At 62.9% G+C, this 15638-nt stretch carries 17 protein-coding genes; 14 read left to right on the forward strand and 3 right to left on the reverse strand.

Annotation, left to right across the window (positions count from 1 at the left end):
• The first annotated feature begins 257 nt into the window (after window positions 1-257).
• Window positions 258-1454 carry a methionine adenosyltransferase gene (metK, locus tag QZ409_RS16770; RefSeq protein ID WP_296713571.1) on the forward strand — a complete coding sequence of 399 codons (1197 nt, stop codon included), beginning with the start codon at window positions 258-260 and terminating at the stop codon, window positions 1452-1454.
• A 12-nt stretch (window positions 1455-1466) separates the two neighbouring features.
• Window positions 1467-2177 carry a tRNA (guanine(46)-N(7))-methyltransferase TrmB gene (locus QZ409_RS16775; protein WP_296713572.1) on the forward strand — a complete coding sequence of 237 codons (711 nt, stop codon included), beginning with the start codon at window positions 1467-1469 and terminating at the stop codon, window positions 2175-2177.
• Here the strand turns inward: QZ409_RS16775 and QZ409_RS16780 are convergent.
• Window positions 2164-3021: a SprT family zinc-dependent metalloprotease gene (locus QZ409_RS16780; protein WP_342394855.1), complete on the reverse strand. Its 858-nt coding sequence runs from the start codon at window positions 3019-3021 to the stop codon at window positions 2164-2166. The two genes, QZ409_RS16775 and QZ409_RS16780, sit on opposite strands and share 14 nt — an antisense overlap.
• Complete coding sequence (gene mutM / locus QZ409_RS16785; RefSeq protein ID WP_296713574.1) at window positions 3018-3890, reverse strand: bifunctional DNA-formamidopyrimidine glycosylase/DNA-(apurinic or apyrimidinic site) lyase; 873 nt, start codon at window positions 3888-3890, stop codon at window positions 3018-3020. The genes QZ409_RS16780 and mutM overlap by 4 nt, the downstream gene beginning before the upstream one ends.
• 90 nt (window positions 3891-3980) lie before the next feature.
• On the opposite strand from mutM, the gene ubiE reads away from it, so the two are divergent.
• From ubiE to QZ409_RS16830, 9 genes are all read left to right on the forward strand, one after another.
• Window positions 3981-4772: a bifunctional demethylmenaquinone methyltransferase/2-methoxy-6-polyprenyl-1,4-benzoquinol methylase UbiE gene (gene ubiE / locus QZ409_RS16790; protein WP_296713576.1), complete on the forward strand. Its 792-nt coding sequence runs from the start codon at window positions 3981-3983 to the stop codon at window positions 4770-4772.
• Window positions 4773-4789: 17 nt separating this feature from the next.
• Window positions 4790-6349 carry a 2-polyprenylphenol 6-hydroxylase gene (gene ubiB / locus QZ409_RS16795; RefSeq protein WP_296713578.1) on the forward strand — a complete coding sequence of 520 codons (1560 nt, stop codon included), beginning with the start codon at window positions 4790-4792 and terminating at the stop codon, window positions 6347-6349.
• Between the two features lie 12 nt (window positions 6350-6361).
• Window positions 6362-7594 (forward strand): bifunctional phosphopantothenoylcysteine decarboxylase/phosphopantothenate--cysteine ligase CoaBC, encoded by a 1233-nt coding sequence (coaBC, locus tag QZ409_RS16800; RefSeq protein WP_296713580.1) that lies wholly within the window; start codon window positions 6362-6364, stop codon window positions 7592-7594.
• Between the two features lies 1 nt (window position 7595).
• A complete protein-coding gene (dut, locus tag QZ409_RS16805; RefSeq protein ID WP_296713581.1) occupies window positions 7596-8057 on the forward strand; it encodes a dUTP diphosphatase in 462 nt (153 codons plus the stop codon).
• Between the two features lie 105 nt (window positions 8058-8162).
• On the forward strand, window positions 8163-9146 hold the full coding sequence (gene cysK, locus QZ409_RS16810; protein ID WP_296713583.1) for a cysteine synthase A: 984 nt from the start codon (window positions 8163-8165) through the stop codon (window positions 9144-9146).
• A gap of 66 nt (window positions 9147-9212) precedes the next feature.
• On the forward strand, window positions 9213-9986 hold the full coding sequence (locus QZ409_RS16815; protein ID WP_296713585.1) for an enoyl-CoA hydratase: 774 nt from the start codon (window positions 9213-9215) through the stop codon (window positions 9984-9986).
• Window positions 9987-10141: 155 nt separating this feature from the next.
• Window positions 10142-10414: a 30S ribosomal protein S20 gene (gene rpsT / locus QZ409_RS16820; RefSeq protein WP_283367662.1), complete on the forward strand. Its 273-nt coding sequence runs from the start codon at window positions 10142-10144 to the stop codon at window positions 10412-10414.
• Between the two features lie 116 nt (window positions 10415-10530).
• A complete protein-coding gene (gene hrcA, locus QZ409_RS16825; protein ID WP_296713587.1) occupies window positions 10531-11619 on the forward strand; it encodes a heat-inducible transcriptional repressor HrcA in 1089 nt (362 codons plus the stop codon).
• A 33-nt stretch (window positions 11620-11652) separates the two neighbouring features.
• Window positions 11653-11934: a SemiSWEET transporter gene (locus tag QZ409_RS16830; RefSeq protein ID WP_296713590.1), complete on the forward strand. Its 282-nt coding sequence runs from the start codon at window positions 11653-11655 to the stop codon at window positions 11932-11934.
• A 3-nt stretch (window positions 11935-11937) separates the two neighbouring features.
• Here QZ409_RS16830 and QZ409_RS16835 read toward each other — a convergent pair whose 3' ends face one another.
• On the reverse strand, window positions 11938-12516 hold the full coding sequence (locus tag QZ409_RS16835) for a L,D-transpeptidase (protein ID WP_296713592.1): 579 nt from the start codon (window positions 12514-12516) through the stop codon (window positions 11938-11940).
• Between the two features lie 97 nt (window positions 12517-12613).
• On the opposite strand from QZ409_RS16835, the gene mepA reads away from it, so the two are divergent.
• From mepA to QZ409_RS16850, 3 genes are all read left to right on the forward strand, one after another.
• The gene (mepA, locus tag QZ409_RS16840) at window positions 12614-13561 is read left to right on the forward strand and encodes a penicillin-insensitive murein endopeptidase (RefSeq protein ID WP_296713594.1); all 948 of its coding nucleotides are present in this window, start codon (window positions 12614-12616) and stop codon (window positions 13559-13561) included.
• A gap of 176 nt (window positions 13562-13737) precedes the next feature.
• A complete protein-coding gene (locus tag QZ409_RS16845) occupies window positions 13738-15126 on the forward strand; it encodes a malonyl-CoA decarboxylase (protein ID WP_296713595.1) in 1389 nt (462 codons plus the stop codon).
• A gap of 174 nt (window positions 15127-15300) precedes the next feature.
• Window positions 15301-15561 (forward strand): hypothetical protein, encoded by a 261-nt coding sequence (locus QZ409_RS16850; protein ID WP_296713596.1) that lies wholly within the window; start codon window positions 15301-15303, stop codon window positions 15559-15561.
• Window positions 15562-15638 lie beyond the last annotated feature (77 nt).

A 15638-nucleotide genomic window follows, 5' to 3' on the forward strand; every position in this document is an offset into this window, starting at 1 on the left:
AAATCGCTTGACGAAACGAACGCCAGCTTTGTAATGGTGGGCTGTTCATTCGTTGCCGAGGTGGCGTGAAAGGATTTTGCGCAGTGATGCCGCGCGCTTTCTTCCCCGTTTTCGCGCAACGCGCCTTTGGTTCAGTCTGGCCCCGACATGAGGTCAGGCGCCTCGTTCCGCGAAGTGCGGAAGGCTAAAGGCGGAATGGAATCCCAGCCAGGGCGCCGTCCGCATCTCGGCCCCCGTCTTGAATTTGGAGAGCGTTCGTGGCCCGCAGCGATTTTCTGTTTACAAGCGAATCCGTGTCCGAAGGGCATCCCGACAAAGTCGCGGACCGGATTTCCGACGAGATTGTCGATCTCTATTACCGTGAGGCCGAGAAGGCCGGGATCGATCCGTTCCAGATCCGCGTCGCCGCAGAAACGCTGGTGACAACGAATCGCGTGGTGATCGCCGGCGAAGTGCGCGGCCCCAAGATTTCGCACGAGCAGATCGAAGAGGCCGCGCGCCTGGCGATCAAGGACATCGGTTACGAACAGACCGGTTTCCACTGGGACAAGGCGAAGGTCGAAATCCTGCTGCACGCGCAGTCGGCCGATATCGCCCAGGGCGTCGATTCCGCGGGCAACAAAGACGAAGGCGCGGGCGACCAGGGCATCATGTTCGGTTACGCCTCCAACGAGACGGCCGATCTCATGCCGGCGCCCCTTCATTATGCGCATAAGATTCTCGAATCGCTCGCCAAGGCCCGCAAGTCTGGCGAAGGCGATGCGATCAAGCTCGGCCCGGACGCCAAGAGCCAGGTCACGGTGAAATATGTCGGCGGAAAGCCGGTCGGCGTGACCCAGATCGTGCTTTCGACCCAGCACGTCGATGAGGACCTGACGTCCGAAGATGTTCGCAAGATCGTCGAGCCTTATATTGTCGCGGCCTTGCCGAATGGCTGGGTCTCCGACGCCACCGTCTGGCACGTCAATCCCACGGGGAAGTTCGTGATCGGCGGACCGGACGGCGACACGGGCCTCACCGGCCGCAAGATCATCGTCGACACTTACGGCGGCGCGGCGCCCCATGGCGGCGGCGCGTTTTCGGGCAAGGATCCGACCAAGGTGGATCGCTCCGCCGCCTATGCGGCGCGCTATCTGGCCAAGAACGTCGTTGCGGCGGGGCTTGCCGATCGGGTGACGATCCAGCTCGCCTATGCGATCGGCGTCGCCGAGCCTCTTTCGATCTATGTCGACGCCCATGGCACGGCCAAGGTCGACGAGTCGGCGCTGGAGGAAGTGCTGTTCAAGATTGTTCGGCTGTCGCCGCGCGGTCTCCGCGAGCACCTTCACCTCAATCGCCCGATCTATGCGCGGACTTCCGCCTATGGCCATTTCGGCCGCGCGCCCGACGCCGATGGCGGCTTCTCCTGGGAAAAGACCGATTTGGTCGACAAGCTCAAGGCGCATTTCGCCTGAATTCGGCTCCTGATGAACTCGGTTGATACGGAACAGCCGCGTCGCGCTCGTCGCGACGCGGGCCTCTACGGCAGGCGCAAAGGAAAGACCCTGCGGCCCTATCAGGCTGGCCTGGTCGAAAACCTGCTGCCGCAGCTCCAGATCGACCTCTCGCAGCGACTCGACGACCCGAAAGGGCTTTTTCCGGATCGCAAGAACGATCTGCGGCTGGAAATCGGCTTCGGCGGCGGCGAACATCTCGCCGCCGACGCCGAGGCGCATCCCGAGCGCGGCTATATCGGCTGCGAGCCCTTCGTCAATGGCGTCGCCAAACTGCTCGTCGAAATCGAGACGCGCGCTCTTTCCAATATTCGGATTCATCCCGGCGACGCCGGCGATTTGATTGACGCGCTGCCAGACAAAAGCCTGTCAGGCGTCTGTCTTCTTTATCCCGATCCCTGGCCGAAGCGCCGCCACAAGGAGCGGCGTTTCGTTTCGGACGCCCTGCTGGCCCGTCTCGCTCGTGTCATGCGGCCGGGCGCCGAATTGCGCTTCGCCACCGATATTGACGATTACGCGGGATGGACGCTCGCCAGAATTCTGCGGTCGCCCGATTTCATTTGGCCGGCGCGCAGCGTCGAGGACTGGATTCATCCTTGGGCCGGTTGGCCCGGAACGCGCTATGAAGCCAAGGCGCTCCGCGAAGGACGGCGCCCCGCCTATCTGAGCTTCATCCGGCGCTAGGACTGTCCGTGGCCCCGCCCGCTTTCCCTCCATAGCGATGCAATTGCGCGCCATAAGCCTTCAGCCAAGCTTCGGCCTTCGTGGTTTGCGGGCAAAGGCTTTTCGTCAAAGCCCAAAATGCATTCGAATGATCGTGATGGCTGAGATGGGCCGTTTCGTGGGCGGCGAGATAATCGAGAACGAAGGGCGGCGCGAGAATCAACCGCCAGGAGAAATTCAGGGCGCCCTTGGAGGAACATGAGCCCCAACGGCTCGACGTATCCCGCAGCGTCAGGCTGATTGGCCGGCGGCCGCTCTTCGCCGCATGAAGGCGAACCGCGCGTTCGAGGTCGCGGCGCGCCTCTTCCCGAAGAAAAGCGATGACCCGGCGCTCGAAATGGGTGATTTCGCCGGTCGCGCAAAGCGACAAGACGCCGTCGATTTCCTCGATCCAGACCGGTCCGCGCCGCACGCTCGGCCTCGGGCAATGGCGCAAGACATGCTCGACGCCGCGCAAAGGCAATTTCGCGCCGGGGACAATGAGGGCGCGCTGCGGCAAGCGCGCGATTCGGCTCGCCAGCCATCCGGCGTGAGCCTGCGCGAAATCCCGCGCCTGATCCAGGCTGGCGCGCGTGGGCATGGTCAGCACGATGTCGCCCGTCGCGCCCCGCACTCGGAGCGTGAAGCGCCGCGCCGCCCCGTTTCGCTTGAGCGCGATCTTGAAGGTCTGGTCCTGATGGGCGATGTCGATGGCGCCGATTTCAGCCGTATCGCTGCGGCGGAAAGCCTTGAACAGGGCGTCGAAGCCCATCGCTTTCTTGACCAGCCGCGCTCCCTTGGCCAAACGCGCGCTCCCGTCGTTCACTTCTGGCATTTCGGACAGAAAAAGGTCGAGCGGCCATTTTGCGCCCGCCGCTCGATTATTCCTCTGCATCCCGGCGTTGGACAAGCCTCTCCGACGCGGTTGTAAACACGAAAATTGTGCTGGAAATAGCCGAGCGAGCCATCCGCCTGCCGATGGTCGCGAAGCGACGATCCCCCTGCCAGCACGGCTTCCTCCAAGACGTCGCGGATGGATCGCGCCAGTCTTTCCGCGGCCTTTCCCGGCGCGCCGGCCTTCCCGACCACGTCGCCGGCCGGACGGTCGGGCGCCAGTCCCGCGCGATGCAGCGCCTCGCAGACATAGATATTGCCAAGACCGGCTATGAGCTTCTGGTCGAGCAGGGCGACCTTGAGCGAAGTTTTCCGTCCGGCGAAAAGCTGAGCGAGCGTTTCGGCATTGAATCCATTGGAGAGGGGCTCCACGCCCAGTTCCGCAAAAAAGGGATGAGACGCGAGAGCCTCCGTCGCGGCCAGCGTCATGAAGCCGAACCGGCGCGGATCATTATAGACAACGGATGATTCGCCGAGATGAATGACGACATGGTCATGGGCGGGATTCTTTGAGCGCGGAAGGGCGAAAGCGCCCGGCGGCTCCCCCTTCCCTTCGATGCGAAAGGAGCCGCTCATGCCGAGATGGGCGATGAGCGCGGCCCCGTCGTCGAGCGACGCAATGAGATATTTTGCGCGGCGTTCAAGGCCGAGAATGCGCCGGCCCTGCAAGAGCTTCGCGAAATCGGGCGGGAAGGGAAAACGCAAGTCGGGACGGCGCAATTCGACCCGGGTGATTCGGGCTCCCACGAGCGTCGGCGCGAGCCCCCTGCGGACAGTCTCCACCTCCGGCAATTCCGGCATGTCTTCCCCTTCATTTCCCACGCTTGACGAGATAGATAGCCATGCTGGAGCGACCGCGCTATGGTCCGCTCGTTTCTGGGAGTGGAATTCATGCAGGACGCGCACCCGTCAGACCCGGCGCCGGATCAGGACGCCGATGCGCGGACGCATTTCGGCTATGCGGAGGTGCGCCTCGACGATAAGCAGACTCTCGTCGACGACGTCTTTCACAAGGTGGCGCATCGCTATGACGTGATGAACGATCTGATGTCGGGCGGATTGCACCGCGTCTGGAAAGACGTCTTCGTCGCCAAGGTCCAGCCTTCGAAGCGCTCGCCCTTCAAGCATCTCGATGTCGCCGGCGGAACGGGCGACATCGCCTTCCGCGTCGCGCGCGCAGGCGGGCCGAAGACGGAAGTCACGGTCCTCGACATCAATCCCGACATGCTGGGCGTCGGCCGCGAACGGGCCGAGAAGAACGGCCTTGCCCGGCAGCTTAAATTTGTAGAAGCGAATGCTGAGGAATTGCCCTTCCCGGATGGGCAATTCGACGCCTATACGATCGCCTTTGGCATTCGCAACGTCCCGCGCATCGACAAGGCCCTGGCCGAGGCCTATCGCGTTCTCAAGCGCGGCGGGCGTTTCCTGTGCCTTGAATTCTCCCATGTCGAGGCGCCCGCGCTCGCCAGGATTTATGAATCCTATTCTTTTTCGGTGATCCCCGCGATCGGCCGGCTGGTCACCGGCGAGGCGGAGCCCTATCGCTATCTGGTGGAGTCCATCCGCCAGTTCCCCGCCCCGGAAGATTTCGCGGCCATGATCGAAAAGGCCGGTTTTCAGCGCGTGGGCTTCACCCGCCTCACCGGCGGCGTCGTCGCCATCCATTCCGGCTGGAAATTGTAACGAATCGAGCCTTTTCGGTGTTCGCCACTATCGGACATGTCCTTCGTCTCGCGCGCGCCGGCTTCATTCTGGCGCGGGAAGGCGTATTTTCCGGCGTCGACGCCGCGGCCCTGCCCGTCGAGGCGCGGCCGGCGCTCTGGCTCGCGGGGCTCGTCGCCCGCAAGGACGGCGGCATGGCCAGATTGGCCCCCGCGATCGCGCGGCTCGGCCCTTCCTATGTGAAGCTCGGTCAGACGCTCGCCACGCGGCCCGATGTCGTCGGAGTCGCCGTAGCCCGCGAGTTGGAAGCCCTTCAGGACCGCATGGAGCCTTTCCCGCGCGAAACCGCAGTGGGCGTCATCGAAAAGGCGTTCGGACGACCCATTGGCGCGTGTTTTTCGGAACTAAGCGAGCCGGTCGCCGCCGCCTCCATCGCGCAGGTTCATCGCGCCAAGGTCGTCGAAGACGACGTCGAGAAGCCGGTGGCGGTCAAGGTTCTGCGTCCCGGCATCGAGCGCCGGTTCCGCCGCGATCTTGGCGACATGTTTTTTGCCGCGCGGCAGGCCCAAAGGTTCTCGGCCGAAGCAAAAAGGCTGAACGCGATCGGCGTGGTCGACACCTTGGCGCGCTCCGTCAAGATCGAGATGGATTTTCGTCTGGAAGCGGCGGCAGCCTCCGAATTTGCTGAAAACACCCATGGCGACGATGATTTCCTGGTGCCGAAGGTCGATTGGGACCGCTGCGCGCGCGAAGTCATGACGCTGGAATGGATCGAGGGCGTCCCGCTCTCCGATGTCGAGGCCTTGCGGCGTTCGGGCGCCGACCTGCCGCGTCTGGGGCGCACCCTGATCCAGTCCTTCCTGCGCCATGCCGTGCGCGACGGTTTTTTCCACGCCGACATGCATCCCGGCAATCTCTTCCTCACGCCGGAGGGTCGTCTCGCGGCGGTGGATTTCGGCATCATGGGCCGGCTGGGGCTCAAGGAGCGGCGCTTCCTGGCCGAGATTCTCTATGGTTTCATCACGCGCGATTATCGGCGCGTGGCGGAAGTCCATTTCGAGGCGGGCTATGTGCCGGCCCATTACAGCGTCGCCGATTTCGCCCAGGCGATCCGCGCGGTCGGCGAGCCGATTCATTCGCGGCGCGCCGATGAAATCTCGATGGCCAAGCTGCTGACGCTGCTGTTCGAAATCACGGCGCTCTTCGATATGCATACGCGGATCGAGTTGGTCATGCTGCAAAAGACCATGGTCGTCGTTGAAGGCGTTGCGCGCTCGCTCGATCCGCGTCTCGACATGTGGTCCACGGCGGAGCCTGTGGTGCGGAGCTGGATCGAGGACAATCTCGGCCCGCGCGGCAAAATCGCCGACGCCAGCGAAAGCCTCGCCGCGCTCGCGCGTGTCGCCGCGAAAACCCCGGATATGCTCGCGCGCGCTGGCCGCATCGCTGAGAAGCTGGAGTCCATGGCCGAAGGCGGACTCGCGCTGGCGCCCCAGACGGTTCAGGCGATCGGCAGGGCCAATGCCGCCAGCCATCGCCTCTGGCGTTACGGTTTCGCCTTCGCCTGCATCATCATCATTGTCCTGCTCTTGCGTTGAGGACGCGCGGCCATGACGACGCCCATCGAACAACCGTCTGTTCTGCTGATCGTCGGAGGCGGCATTGCCGCTTACAAAAGCCTGGAACTGATCCGTTTGCTGCGCGGCGCCGAAATTCAGGTGCGAACGGTGCTGACCAAGGCCGGGGCGCAATTCGTGACGCCCCTGTCTCTGGCCAGCCTGAGCGGCGAGAAAGTCTTTGAAGACCTGTTCTCGCTGACCGATGAAACGGAAATGGGCCATATCGAATTGAGCCGGCAGGCCGATCTGATCGTGATCGCGCCCGCCACCGCCGATCTGCTCGCCAAGGCCGCGCATGGGCTGGCGAACGATCTCGCCTCGACCTTGCTGCTGGCGTCGAACAAGCCCGCGCTCGCCGCGCCGGCGATGAACTGGCGCATGTGGGAGCATCCCGCGACCCGGCGCAATCATGCGCAATTGCGCGCCGACGGCATGATGTTCGTGGGCCCGAACGAGGGCGCCATGGCCTGCGGCGAAACGGGTTTCGGCCGCATGGCGGAGCCGGACGAGATTTTCGCCGCGATTCGCGCCTATTTGGGTGGCGTACCCGAGACGCGCGGCCCGCTCGCGGGGAAAAAGATCGTCATCACGGCGGGGCCGACTCATGAGCCGATCGACCCGGTTCGCTATATCGCCAACAGGTCCTCCGGCAAGCAGGGCTATGCGATCGCGCGCGCGGCCCGGGCGGCAGGCGCGGAGGTCATTCTCGTTTCGGGGCCCGTGACGCTTCCGCTCCCGGATGGCGTGCCCGTCATTCGCGTCGATACGGCGCGGGAAATGGCCGCTGCCGTGGAAGCGGCCCTCCCCTGCGATATTTTCATTGCGGCCGCGGCCGTCGCTGATTGGCGCGTTGCCGGCGACCATGCGGAAAAGATCAAGAAGGGGAAGAAGGGGCCGCCAGATTTGAAGCTGGTGGAGAATCCCGACATTCTCGCCAAGGTTTCGCAACTTAAAAACGGCAGGCCGGGTCTGGTGGTCGGCTTCGCCGCGGAAACCGAAAAGCTGGTCGAACATGCGCGGCAGAAGCTCGCGCGCAAGGGGTGCGACCTGATCGTGGCCAATGACGTCAGTCCTGCGAGCGGCGTGATGGGCGGCGACCAGAACACGATGGTCATCGTCACCGCGGAAGGCGCGACATCCTGGCCCAAGCTGGACAAGGATGCGGCGGCGGCGATGCTGGTCGAACATCTCGTGGAAATTCTGGCGCAGCGTAAAGGGTTTTGAGGTGGAAATCAGGATCAAGCGCTTGCCGCATGGCGAAGGTCTACCGCTTCCGGCCTATCAAAGCGAGGGCGCGGCCGGTTTCGATCTCGTCGCCGCCGTTCCGGCCGACGCGCCCGTCGTCTTGCCGCCCGGCGCGCGAACCTTGGCGCCGACCGGACTCGTGCTGGAGCTTCCTCAGGGTTTCGAGGCGCAAGTGCGTCCGCGCTCAGGCCTGGCCCTGAAACATGGCGTGACGGTGCTGAACACGCCGGGCACAATCGACTGCGATTACCGTGGCGAAGTGGGCGTCATCCTCATCAATCACGGCGACCGGCCCTTTGAAATTTCGCGCGGCGACCGGATCGCGCAACTGGTGGTGGCGCCAGTCATTCAGGCCCGTTTGATCGTGGCGGAGGCGCTTTCGGATACGGCGCGCGGCGCCGGCGGTTTTGGCTCCACCGGGCGGGAGTCCGGTTCGTCGTAAACATGACAAGCCATGCGGTTTCTTTGGGCAGAGCTTTAGTCGACAGCATATATCAGGTTTGTTATTTTCACCGCGGCGAAAGTGACGCCGACAGGGAGCACCGTGATGACGAACGCCACCAGCCCGGAAACATCGGCGAAAAAGCCGGGTCGCGGGAAGATCTACGATTCCATCACGCAGACCATCGGCGACACGCCTCTGGTGCGGTTCGATCGCATCGCGGCGGCGCGCGGCGTCAAGGGCAAGCTGCTCGCCAAACTCGAGTTTTTCAATCCGATCGCCTCGGTCAAGGATCGTATCGGCGTTTCCATGATCGATACGCTTGAGGCCCAGGGCAAGATTACGCCCGGCAAGTCCGTCCTGATCGAGCCGACCTCGGGCAATACCGGCATCGCTCTCGCTTTCGTCGCCGCCGCGCGCGGCTATAAGCTGCAGCTCGTCATGCCCGAGTCCATGTCCATCGAGCGGCGCAAGATGCTGGCGCTGCTGGGCGCCGAGCTCGTGCTCACGCCGGCGGCGCAGGGCATGAAGGGCGCGATCGCCAAGGCGGCGGAGCTTGTCGCCTCGACGCCCGGCGCCATCACGCCGGCGCAGTTCGAAAATCCCGCCAATCCCGAGATTCATCGCCGCACCACCGCCGAGGAAATCTGGAACGACACCAATGGCGAGGTCGACATCATCATTTCTGGCGTCGGCACGGGCGGCACTATCACAGGCGTTGGCGAAGTGCTCAAGGCGCGCAAGCCCAGCGTGAAGATCATCGCGGTCGAGCCCGTAGAGTCGCCGGTTCTCTCCGGCGGCCAGCCGGGTCCGCACAAGATTCAGGGCATCGGCGCCGGCTTCATCCCGCCTGTGCTGGATCGCGCCGTGATCGACGAAGTCGTGACGATCGACAGCGCCACGGCGATCGAGACGGCCCGCCAGGTCGCCCGGATCGAGGGCGTGCCGGTCGGCATTTCCTCCGGCGCGGCCGTCGCGGCGGCGCTTCAGGTTGCAGCGCGTCCGAGTTCGGAAGGCAAGAACATCGTCATCATCATACCCTCTTTTGCCGAGCGCTATCTCTCGACCGCGCTGTTCGAAGGCCTCTGAGGGCGCCCCTTTCCAATCCGGTCCGGCTCCGATAACCATTTGGCGACGGAGCCGGAAGGGTGATTCATGACCTTTGAAAACATCATCGTCGAAATCCACGGCTCGGTGGGGCTGATCCGGCTCAATCGTCCCAAGGCGCTGAACGCCCTGAATTCCGGCCTCATCCAGGAATTGAACGCGGCTCTCGTCACGTTCGAGAACGATCCGACCATCGGGGCGCTGGTCCTGACCGGGTCGGACAAGGCCTTTGCCGCCGGCGCGGACATCAAGGAACTGCAATCGCTGACCTATATGGACGCCTATCTCAGCGATTCCATCCGCAGCTGGGAGAGGCTTTCCTTCTTCCGCAAGCCGGCAATTGCTGCGGTCGCGGGCTTTGCCCTGGGCGGCGGATGCGAACTGGCGATGATGTGCGATTTCATCCTGGCTGCGGAAAACGCGAAATTCGGCCAGCCGGAAGTCAAGCTGGGCATTCTCCCCGGCGCCGGCGGGACGCAAAGGCTCGCGCGCTTTGTCGGCAAGGCCAAGGCGATGGAGATGTGTCTCACTGGCCGCATGATGGACGCGCAGGAGGCGGAGCGCTCCGGCCTTGTCTCCCGCATCGTTCCCGCGGAGCAATTGGTGGACGAGGCGCTGCGTACGGCGGCGACCATCGCGTCCATGTCTCTTCCCATCGCCATGCAAATCAAGGATTGCATCAATTCCGCCTATGAATCGACCTTGACCGAAGGCGTGAAATTCGAGCGGCGGAATTTCCATGCCGCCTTTGCGACGCATGATCAGAAGGAAGGCATGGCGGCTTTCATCGAAAAGCGTCAGGCCAATTTCAAGAATCGTTGACCTCGTCAAGGCGGGCGCCCAAAATCCCGCGTTGACGGATCGCCCCTTTCGCGCTTATAAGCGCCTTCACACGCGGCGCCTGCTTGAGGCGCCGTCATCATTTTTAGACGGCGCGACCGCTGACATGAGGCGCGCGCTTTCGTCCGGGGATTAGCATGGCGAATACCAAATCGGCCAAGAAGGCCGTCCGTCAAATCGAGCGCCGCACCACGGTCAATCGCCAGCGTCGCAGCAAGATGCGCACCTTCGTCCGCAAGGTCGAAGAAGCGATTGTCGCTGGCGATCAGGTTGCCGCCAAGACCGCTCTGGCAGTCGCCGAGCCGATCCTGATGCGCGCCGCGCAGAAGGGCATTGTCCACCGCAACACGGCGTCGCGCAAGGTTTCGCGCCTGACCGCTCGCGTCGCGGCGCTCGCCGCCCAGGCCTGACATTTCTTTTATTCTGAAGTTTTGGCCCCGCCGATCCGTTCGGCGGGGTTTTGGTATTTGCGCTTTCCGCTTCTCGGCGGCTTGCGCGCCAGCGAATGGCGCGTAAATATCATTTCATGGCAGCTTATCCAGAATTTCCCGTCTCGGGCGCCGGGGCGCTGACGCGTCTCAACGAAAGGTCGCGCGAGATCTTCAAAAATATCGTCGAAAGCTATCTCGCCCATGGCGAGCCCGTCGGCTCGCGCCAATTGTCGCGCATCCTGCAGATGCCGCTCTCGCCTGCGTCGGTGCGCAATGTCATGCAGGATCTTGAGGAGCTGGGGCTGGTCTATTCGCCGCACACCAGCGCCGGCCGTTTGCCGACCGAGCTGGGGTTGCGTTTCTTCGTCGATTCTCTGCTGCAGATAGGCGACCTGACCGATCAGGAACGCAGCCAGATCGAAACGCAGATATTGGCCGCCTCGCGCAAACAGACGGTGGACGAGGCGCTCGCCGACGCGGGTCTTTTGCTCTCGGGCCTGACGCGCGGGGCTGGCGTTGTCCTGACCACCAAGGAGAACAACCGGCTCAAGCAGGTCGATTTCGTTCGCCTTGAGGCCGAAAGAGCCTTGGCGATCCTGGTCTCGGAAGACGGGTCGGTGGAAAACCGCATCCTGCCGGTGCCGTCGGATCTGCCGCCTTCGTCATTGATCGAGGCGGGCAACTATCTCAATGCGCGGATCCGAGGCCGGACCTTGACCCAGGTGCGCGGTGAAATCGAAATGTCGCGCGCGGCCGCTCAGGAAGAGCTCGATTCCTTGACCGCGCGCCTCGTCAGCGCAGGGCTTGCGAGCTGGGGCGGTCCCGACGGCGCCGCGCAGAATCTCATCGTGCGCGGCCAGGCCAACCTGCTCGAAGATGTCACCGCCACGACCGATATCGAGCGCATTCGCCTGCTGTTCGATGATCTCGAAACCAAGAAGGACGTGATCGACCTGCTGGCGCGGGCCGAGGACGGCGAGGGCGTTCGCATTTTCATCGGCTCCGAGAACAAGCTGTTCTCGCTTTCTGGATCGTCGATGGTCGCGGCGCCGTTCCGCGACTCGCAGCGCCGCATCGTCGGCGTTCTCGGCGTTATCGGACCGACGCGTTTGAATTACGCGCGGGTCGTGCCCATGGTCGATTATACCGCCCGGGTGATGGCGCGGTTCTTCGGGGGCGTTTAAGAGAAGCGATCGCTCCAACGCGAGGACGAACGCGTGACGTTTGAAACGGAAATCGTCGGCTTTATGGCGGGAACGCTCACGACCTTGTGCTGGGCTCCGCAGGCGCTGAAGCTCATACGCAGCCGTGACGGCCGATCCATCTCCCTGATCACTCAGGCGACCTTCGTGACGGGCTGCGTCCTGTGGCTGGTCTATGGCGTGTTGCTCGGCTCGGTCTCGATCATTCTGTTCAACGTGATCACTATCGCGCTGAACATTTTGATCATCGTGCTCAAGCTGCGCTTCGACGAAAGCGTCGAAAGCGACGCGACCTGATCCTCATTCACCCATGATGGCGCTGAAAATTCCCGTCGCGACATGATGTTGCGTTGGCGCGTAGGACATGACCGGCGACGGAGCGCCTTGATGACTCATCGCGTAACGGTGGTGCTGGCGCTGATGGCGATGGGTTTCGCTCGCAAAATGCTGGCTCGGCGGAGGAGAGCCGCTGATCGAGATGGTCGCGCCTTCCGCCCGGACAAGGGAATAAAGCTTCGCCGCATGGGCCGGCGAAATGCGGACGCAGCCATGCGAGGCGGGGCGGCCCAGCGCAGCGGTCGCATAGGTGCCGTGGATCGCATAGCCGCCGCGGAAGAAAATAGAGTGCGGCATCGGCGAATTATGATATTTTTTCGAATAGTGCATCGCTTGCAGGCTCTTGGCCGAGTAGACGCCCCGCGGCGTCACATATCCGGCCCGTGCGGAAGAAATCGGCCATGAATAGCTCTCGCCATTCGAGGCCTGCACATTCATCGTCTGCCTCGACAGGTCGATCGAAACCCGCACTTTCGCCTCGGCGGCGGCGGGAAGAAATAAAAGCGTAACGAACATGCAAAGGAATTGAGCCAAATTACGCATGGCAGGCTCCCGGGGAACTCGAACTGAAAAGATCTTGCTTGAGCATTTCAACTCCGGGCGGCGCAGTAAAGTTCGAACTGAAATAAAGGTTGACGAAATGCGGTCGAGAAAAGCCTCCCATCGCCGAGTCCTGCGCCTCCTCGCGACGCTGTCCCTCGCGCTTCCGCTCGGTCTTTCCGCCCGGGCGCAGGAAAAGGGATCGGTCGATCCAAAGCCGCTGCCGCCCCTGGCGCGTCCCAACGATCCGGCGACGCCGGCGAAGGAATTGTTTGGCCGGGCGACTGAGCCCGCTGATCTGGCCGCGCGCTCGATCGGCTTTTACTCGCATGGCTGTCTCGCTGGCGCCAAGGCGCTCCCGGTCGATGGCGAAACCTGGCAGGTCATGCGGGTCTCGCGCGACCGCAATTGGGGCCATCCCAATCTCATCCGGTTTCTTGAACGCCTTTCCTCACACGCGCCTGCCGAGGCGGGCTGGCCGGGCATCCTCGTCGGAGACATCTCGCAGCCGCGCGGCGGGCCGATGATTACGGGCCATTCCTCGCATCAGATCGGCCTCGACGCGGACATCTGGCTCACGCCCATGCCAGACCGCAGACTGTCGCGCCGGGAGCGGGAGGAAATGTCGGCGGTCAATATGGTGCGCCAGGATGGCCTCGACGTCGATCGCTTGGTCTGGACGCGCGGCCAGCTCGCGATCATCCGGGCGGCGGCGCATGATCCGGTCGTGGAGCGCATCTTCGTCAACGCTGCGATCAAGAAAGCCCTGTGCCGCGACACGACCGGCGACCGCTCCTGGCTGAACAGGGTGCGCCCCTATTACGGGCACAATTACCATTTCCATGTGCGGATCGCCTGTCCGGATGGCGGCGCCGCCTGCCAGGAGCAGGATCCCGTGCCGCCGGGCGACGGCTGCAACGCCTCGCTCGACTGGTGGTTCCGGGATTCGATCCTCCATCCGAGGCTCAATCCAAACGCCAAGCCGAAGCCGCCGATCACCATGGCCAATCTTCCCGCGGAATGCCGTCAGGTCCTTATCGCGAGATGAGCGACGGCGGGCCGCCGGAAACCCGGCCTTAATTTCACGCGTTTTAGGCTTGAGACTGCTCCGGCGCAGTCAACAGAGCTGCGGCCAGTTTGCGAAGGCGGGTCCGGTTTCGTTCCGGTTCCCCTTGCGGGTGGCACGGGAGGGGCGTCGGTGGCTGATGACGGGAGCGAGCCCTTATGAGCAATGCGTTCTTTTCAGACCTGTTGACGAGCATCGCCGAACGCGGGCGCAGCCTGCTTGACCGTGGCGTCTGGTCGCTCGGCGAAGCGCCTGTGGCCGCCACGGACGTGCTGTCGCTTTGCGAGGCTCTGCTCTCTGGCCGTGGCGAGGCGACGGGCGCCCTGATCGCCCGCGAGACGCTGAACGCCTATGCGCGTCTGCCGGAGGCGGCGCGCGGCGATTTTTTCGAAAGCCTGGCGCGTGATTTCGGCCCCGACCTCGACCAGCTTGACGAGGCTGTCGCCGCCTATGACAGCAATCCGGACGCCGCCGCGGCGTCGCGACTGCATTATCTGACCGAGCCGCGTCGGCAGGAATTGTTCCGCCGGCTCAATCGCGCGCCGGGGGCGACCCGCGATCTGGTCGCCATGCGCGCGGATTTTTTGAAATTCAGTCGCGGCAATCCGGATCTGGCTCTGCTCGATGCGGATTTCGTGCATTTGTTCGCATCCTGGTTCAACCCCGGCTTTTTGGTCCTACGCCACATTGATTGGGGAACGCCGGCGAATATTCTCGAAAAGATCATCCGATACGAAGCCGTCCACCAGATTCATGATTGGGACGATCTGCGCCGGCGTATCGATCCGCAGGACCGGCGCTGTTACGCCTTCTTCCATCCCGCGCTTGTCGACGAGCCGCTGATTTTCGTCGAGGTCGCGCTCACCGCCGCGATACCTGATAATGTCCAGAGCCTGCTGGCGGTGGACCGGACGCACGAAAATATCGAAAAGGCGCGGACAGCGGTCTTTTATTCGATTTCCAACTGCCAGCAGGGACTGGCGGGCGTGTCCTTCGGCAATTTCCTGATCAAGCAAGTGGTCGAGGAATTGCGCCGCGAGCTTCCGCGCCTCGATCAGTTCGTCACTTTGTCGCCTGTGCCCGGTCTGATGAAATGGCTTTCGGCAGGCGAGAACGCTCCCCTCACGAAAATCGATCCAGCCTTGCGGGAGATGCTCGCAAATCAGGAATGGATAGAAGCCGAGGACAAACGGGAGTCCTTGCGCCGGGTGCTGGAGCCGCTCGCCGCGGAATATTTCCTGAAGGCCAAAACACCCAAGGGGCGGCCGGTCGATCCCGTGGCGCGCTTCCATCTCGGAAATGGGGCGCGCCTTGAGCGAATCAACTGGCTCGGCGATCTTTCCGCCAAGGGGCTGCGCGAATCGGCGTCGATCATGGTCAATTACCTCTATGATCTCGACGAGATCGAGGCGAATCACGAGGCTTTCGTCAATAATGGCGAGATCGTCGCGGCCGGCGCTGTGAAGAAGCTTTTGCGCGGCGAAGCCCGGTCGCTGTTTCCGTCCAGACGCCCCCGCAAAGACAAGAGCGAATCCAGCGCGGCGTGAAGATCCCTCGTGGCCAGACGGAGAGACGCGGATCGCATCTGCTGCGGCTGCAAAATTTAGAACTATTCTAACCCGTGCCTTTTTGCTCGCCATCTACGCCTTTGAACAACAAGGTCGCAGATGTTTTAACCGAGCGGCGGGGCTTTGCCGATGCGACATCAAATAATTAGCGAAATGATCGATGGCTGCGAAAGCTGCGATACCGAGGAAGGCGCGGAGCGCTTTGATCCCATTGGCCGCCATATGCGCGCGAAACTTCAGATGGCGGCCCTCGACGCCACGCCCCAGAGGCTTGCTTTATGCAGCCTCTTGTTCATGGCGAGCGACCGCCATGTCACCGCCGAGATGCTGAGCCGCGAGGCTAGCGCTATGTGCGAATTCCGATTCAATCCGGCCACCGATTCCGATTTGAAGCCGGCCGTGCTTCCGATTTGATGTCGGCCACCATTCCGAAATGAAGCCGGCCACCTGAGCCGATCTTTCGGCTCTCAAAGTTTGCTCCCCGCAGGTCA

Source organism: Rhodoblastus sp., from assembly GCF_019449565.1.
In the GTDB taxonomy this organism is placed as follows: domain Bacteria; phylum Pseudomonadota; class Alphaproteobacteria; order Rhizobiales; family Beijerinckiaceae; genus Rhodoblastus.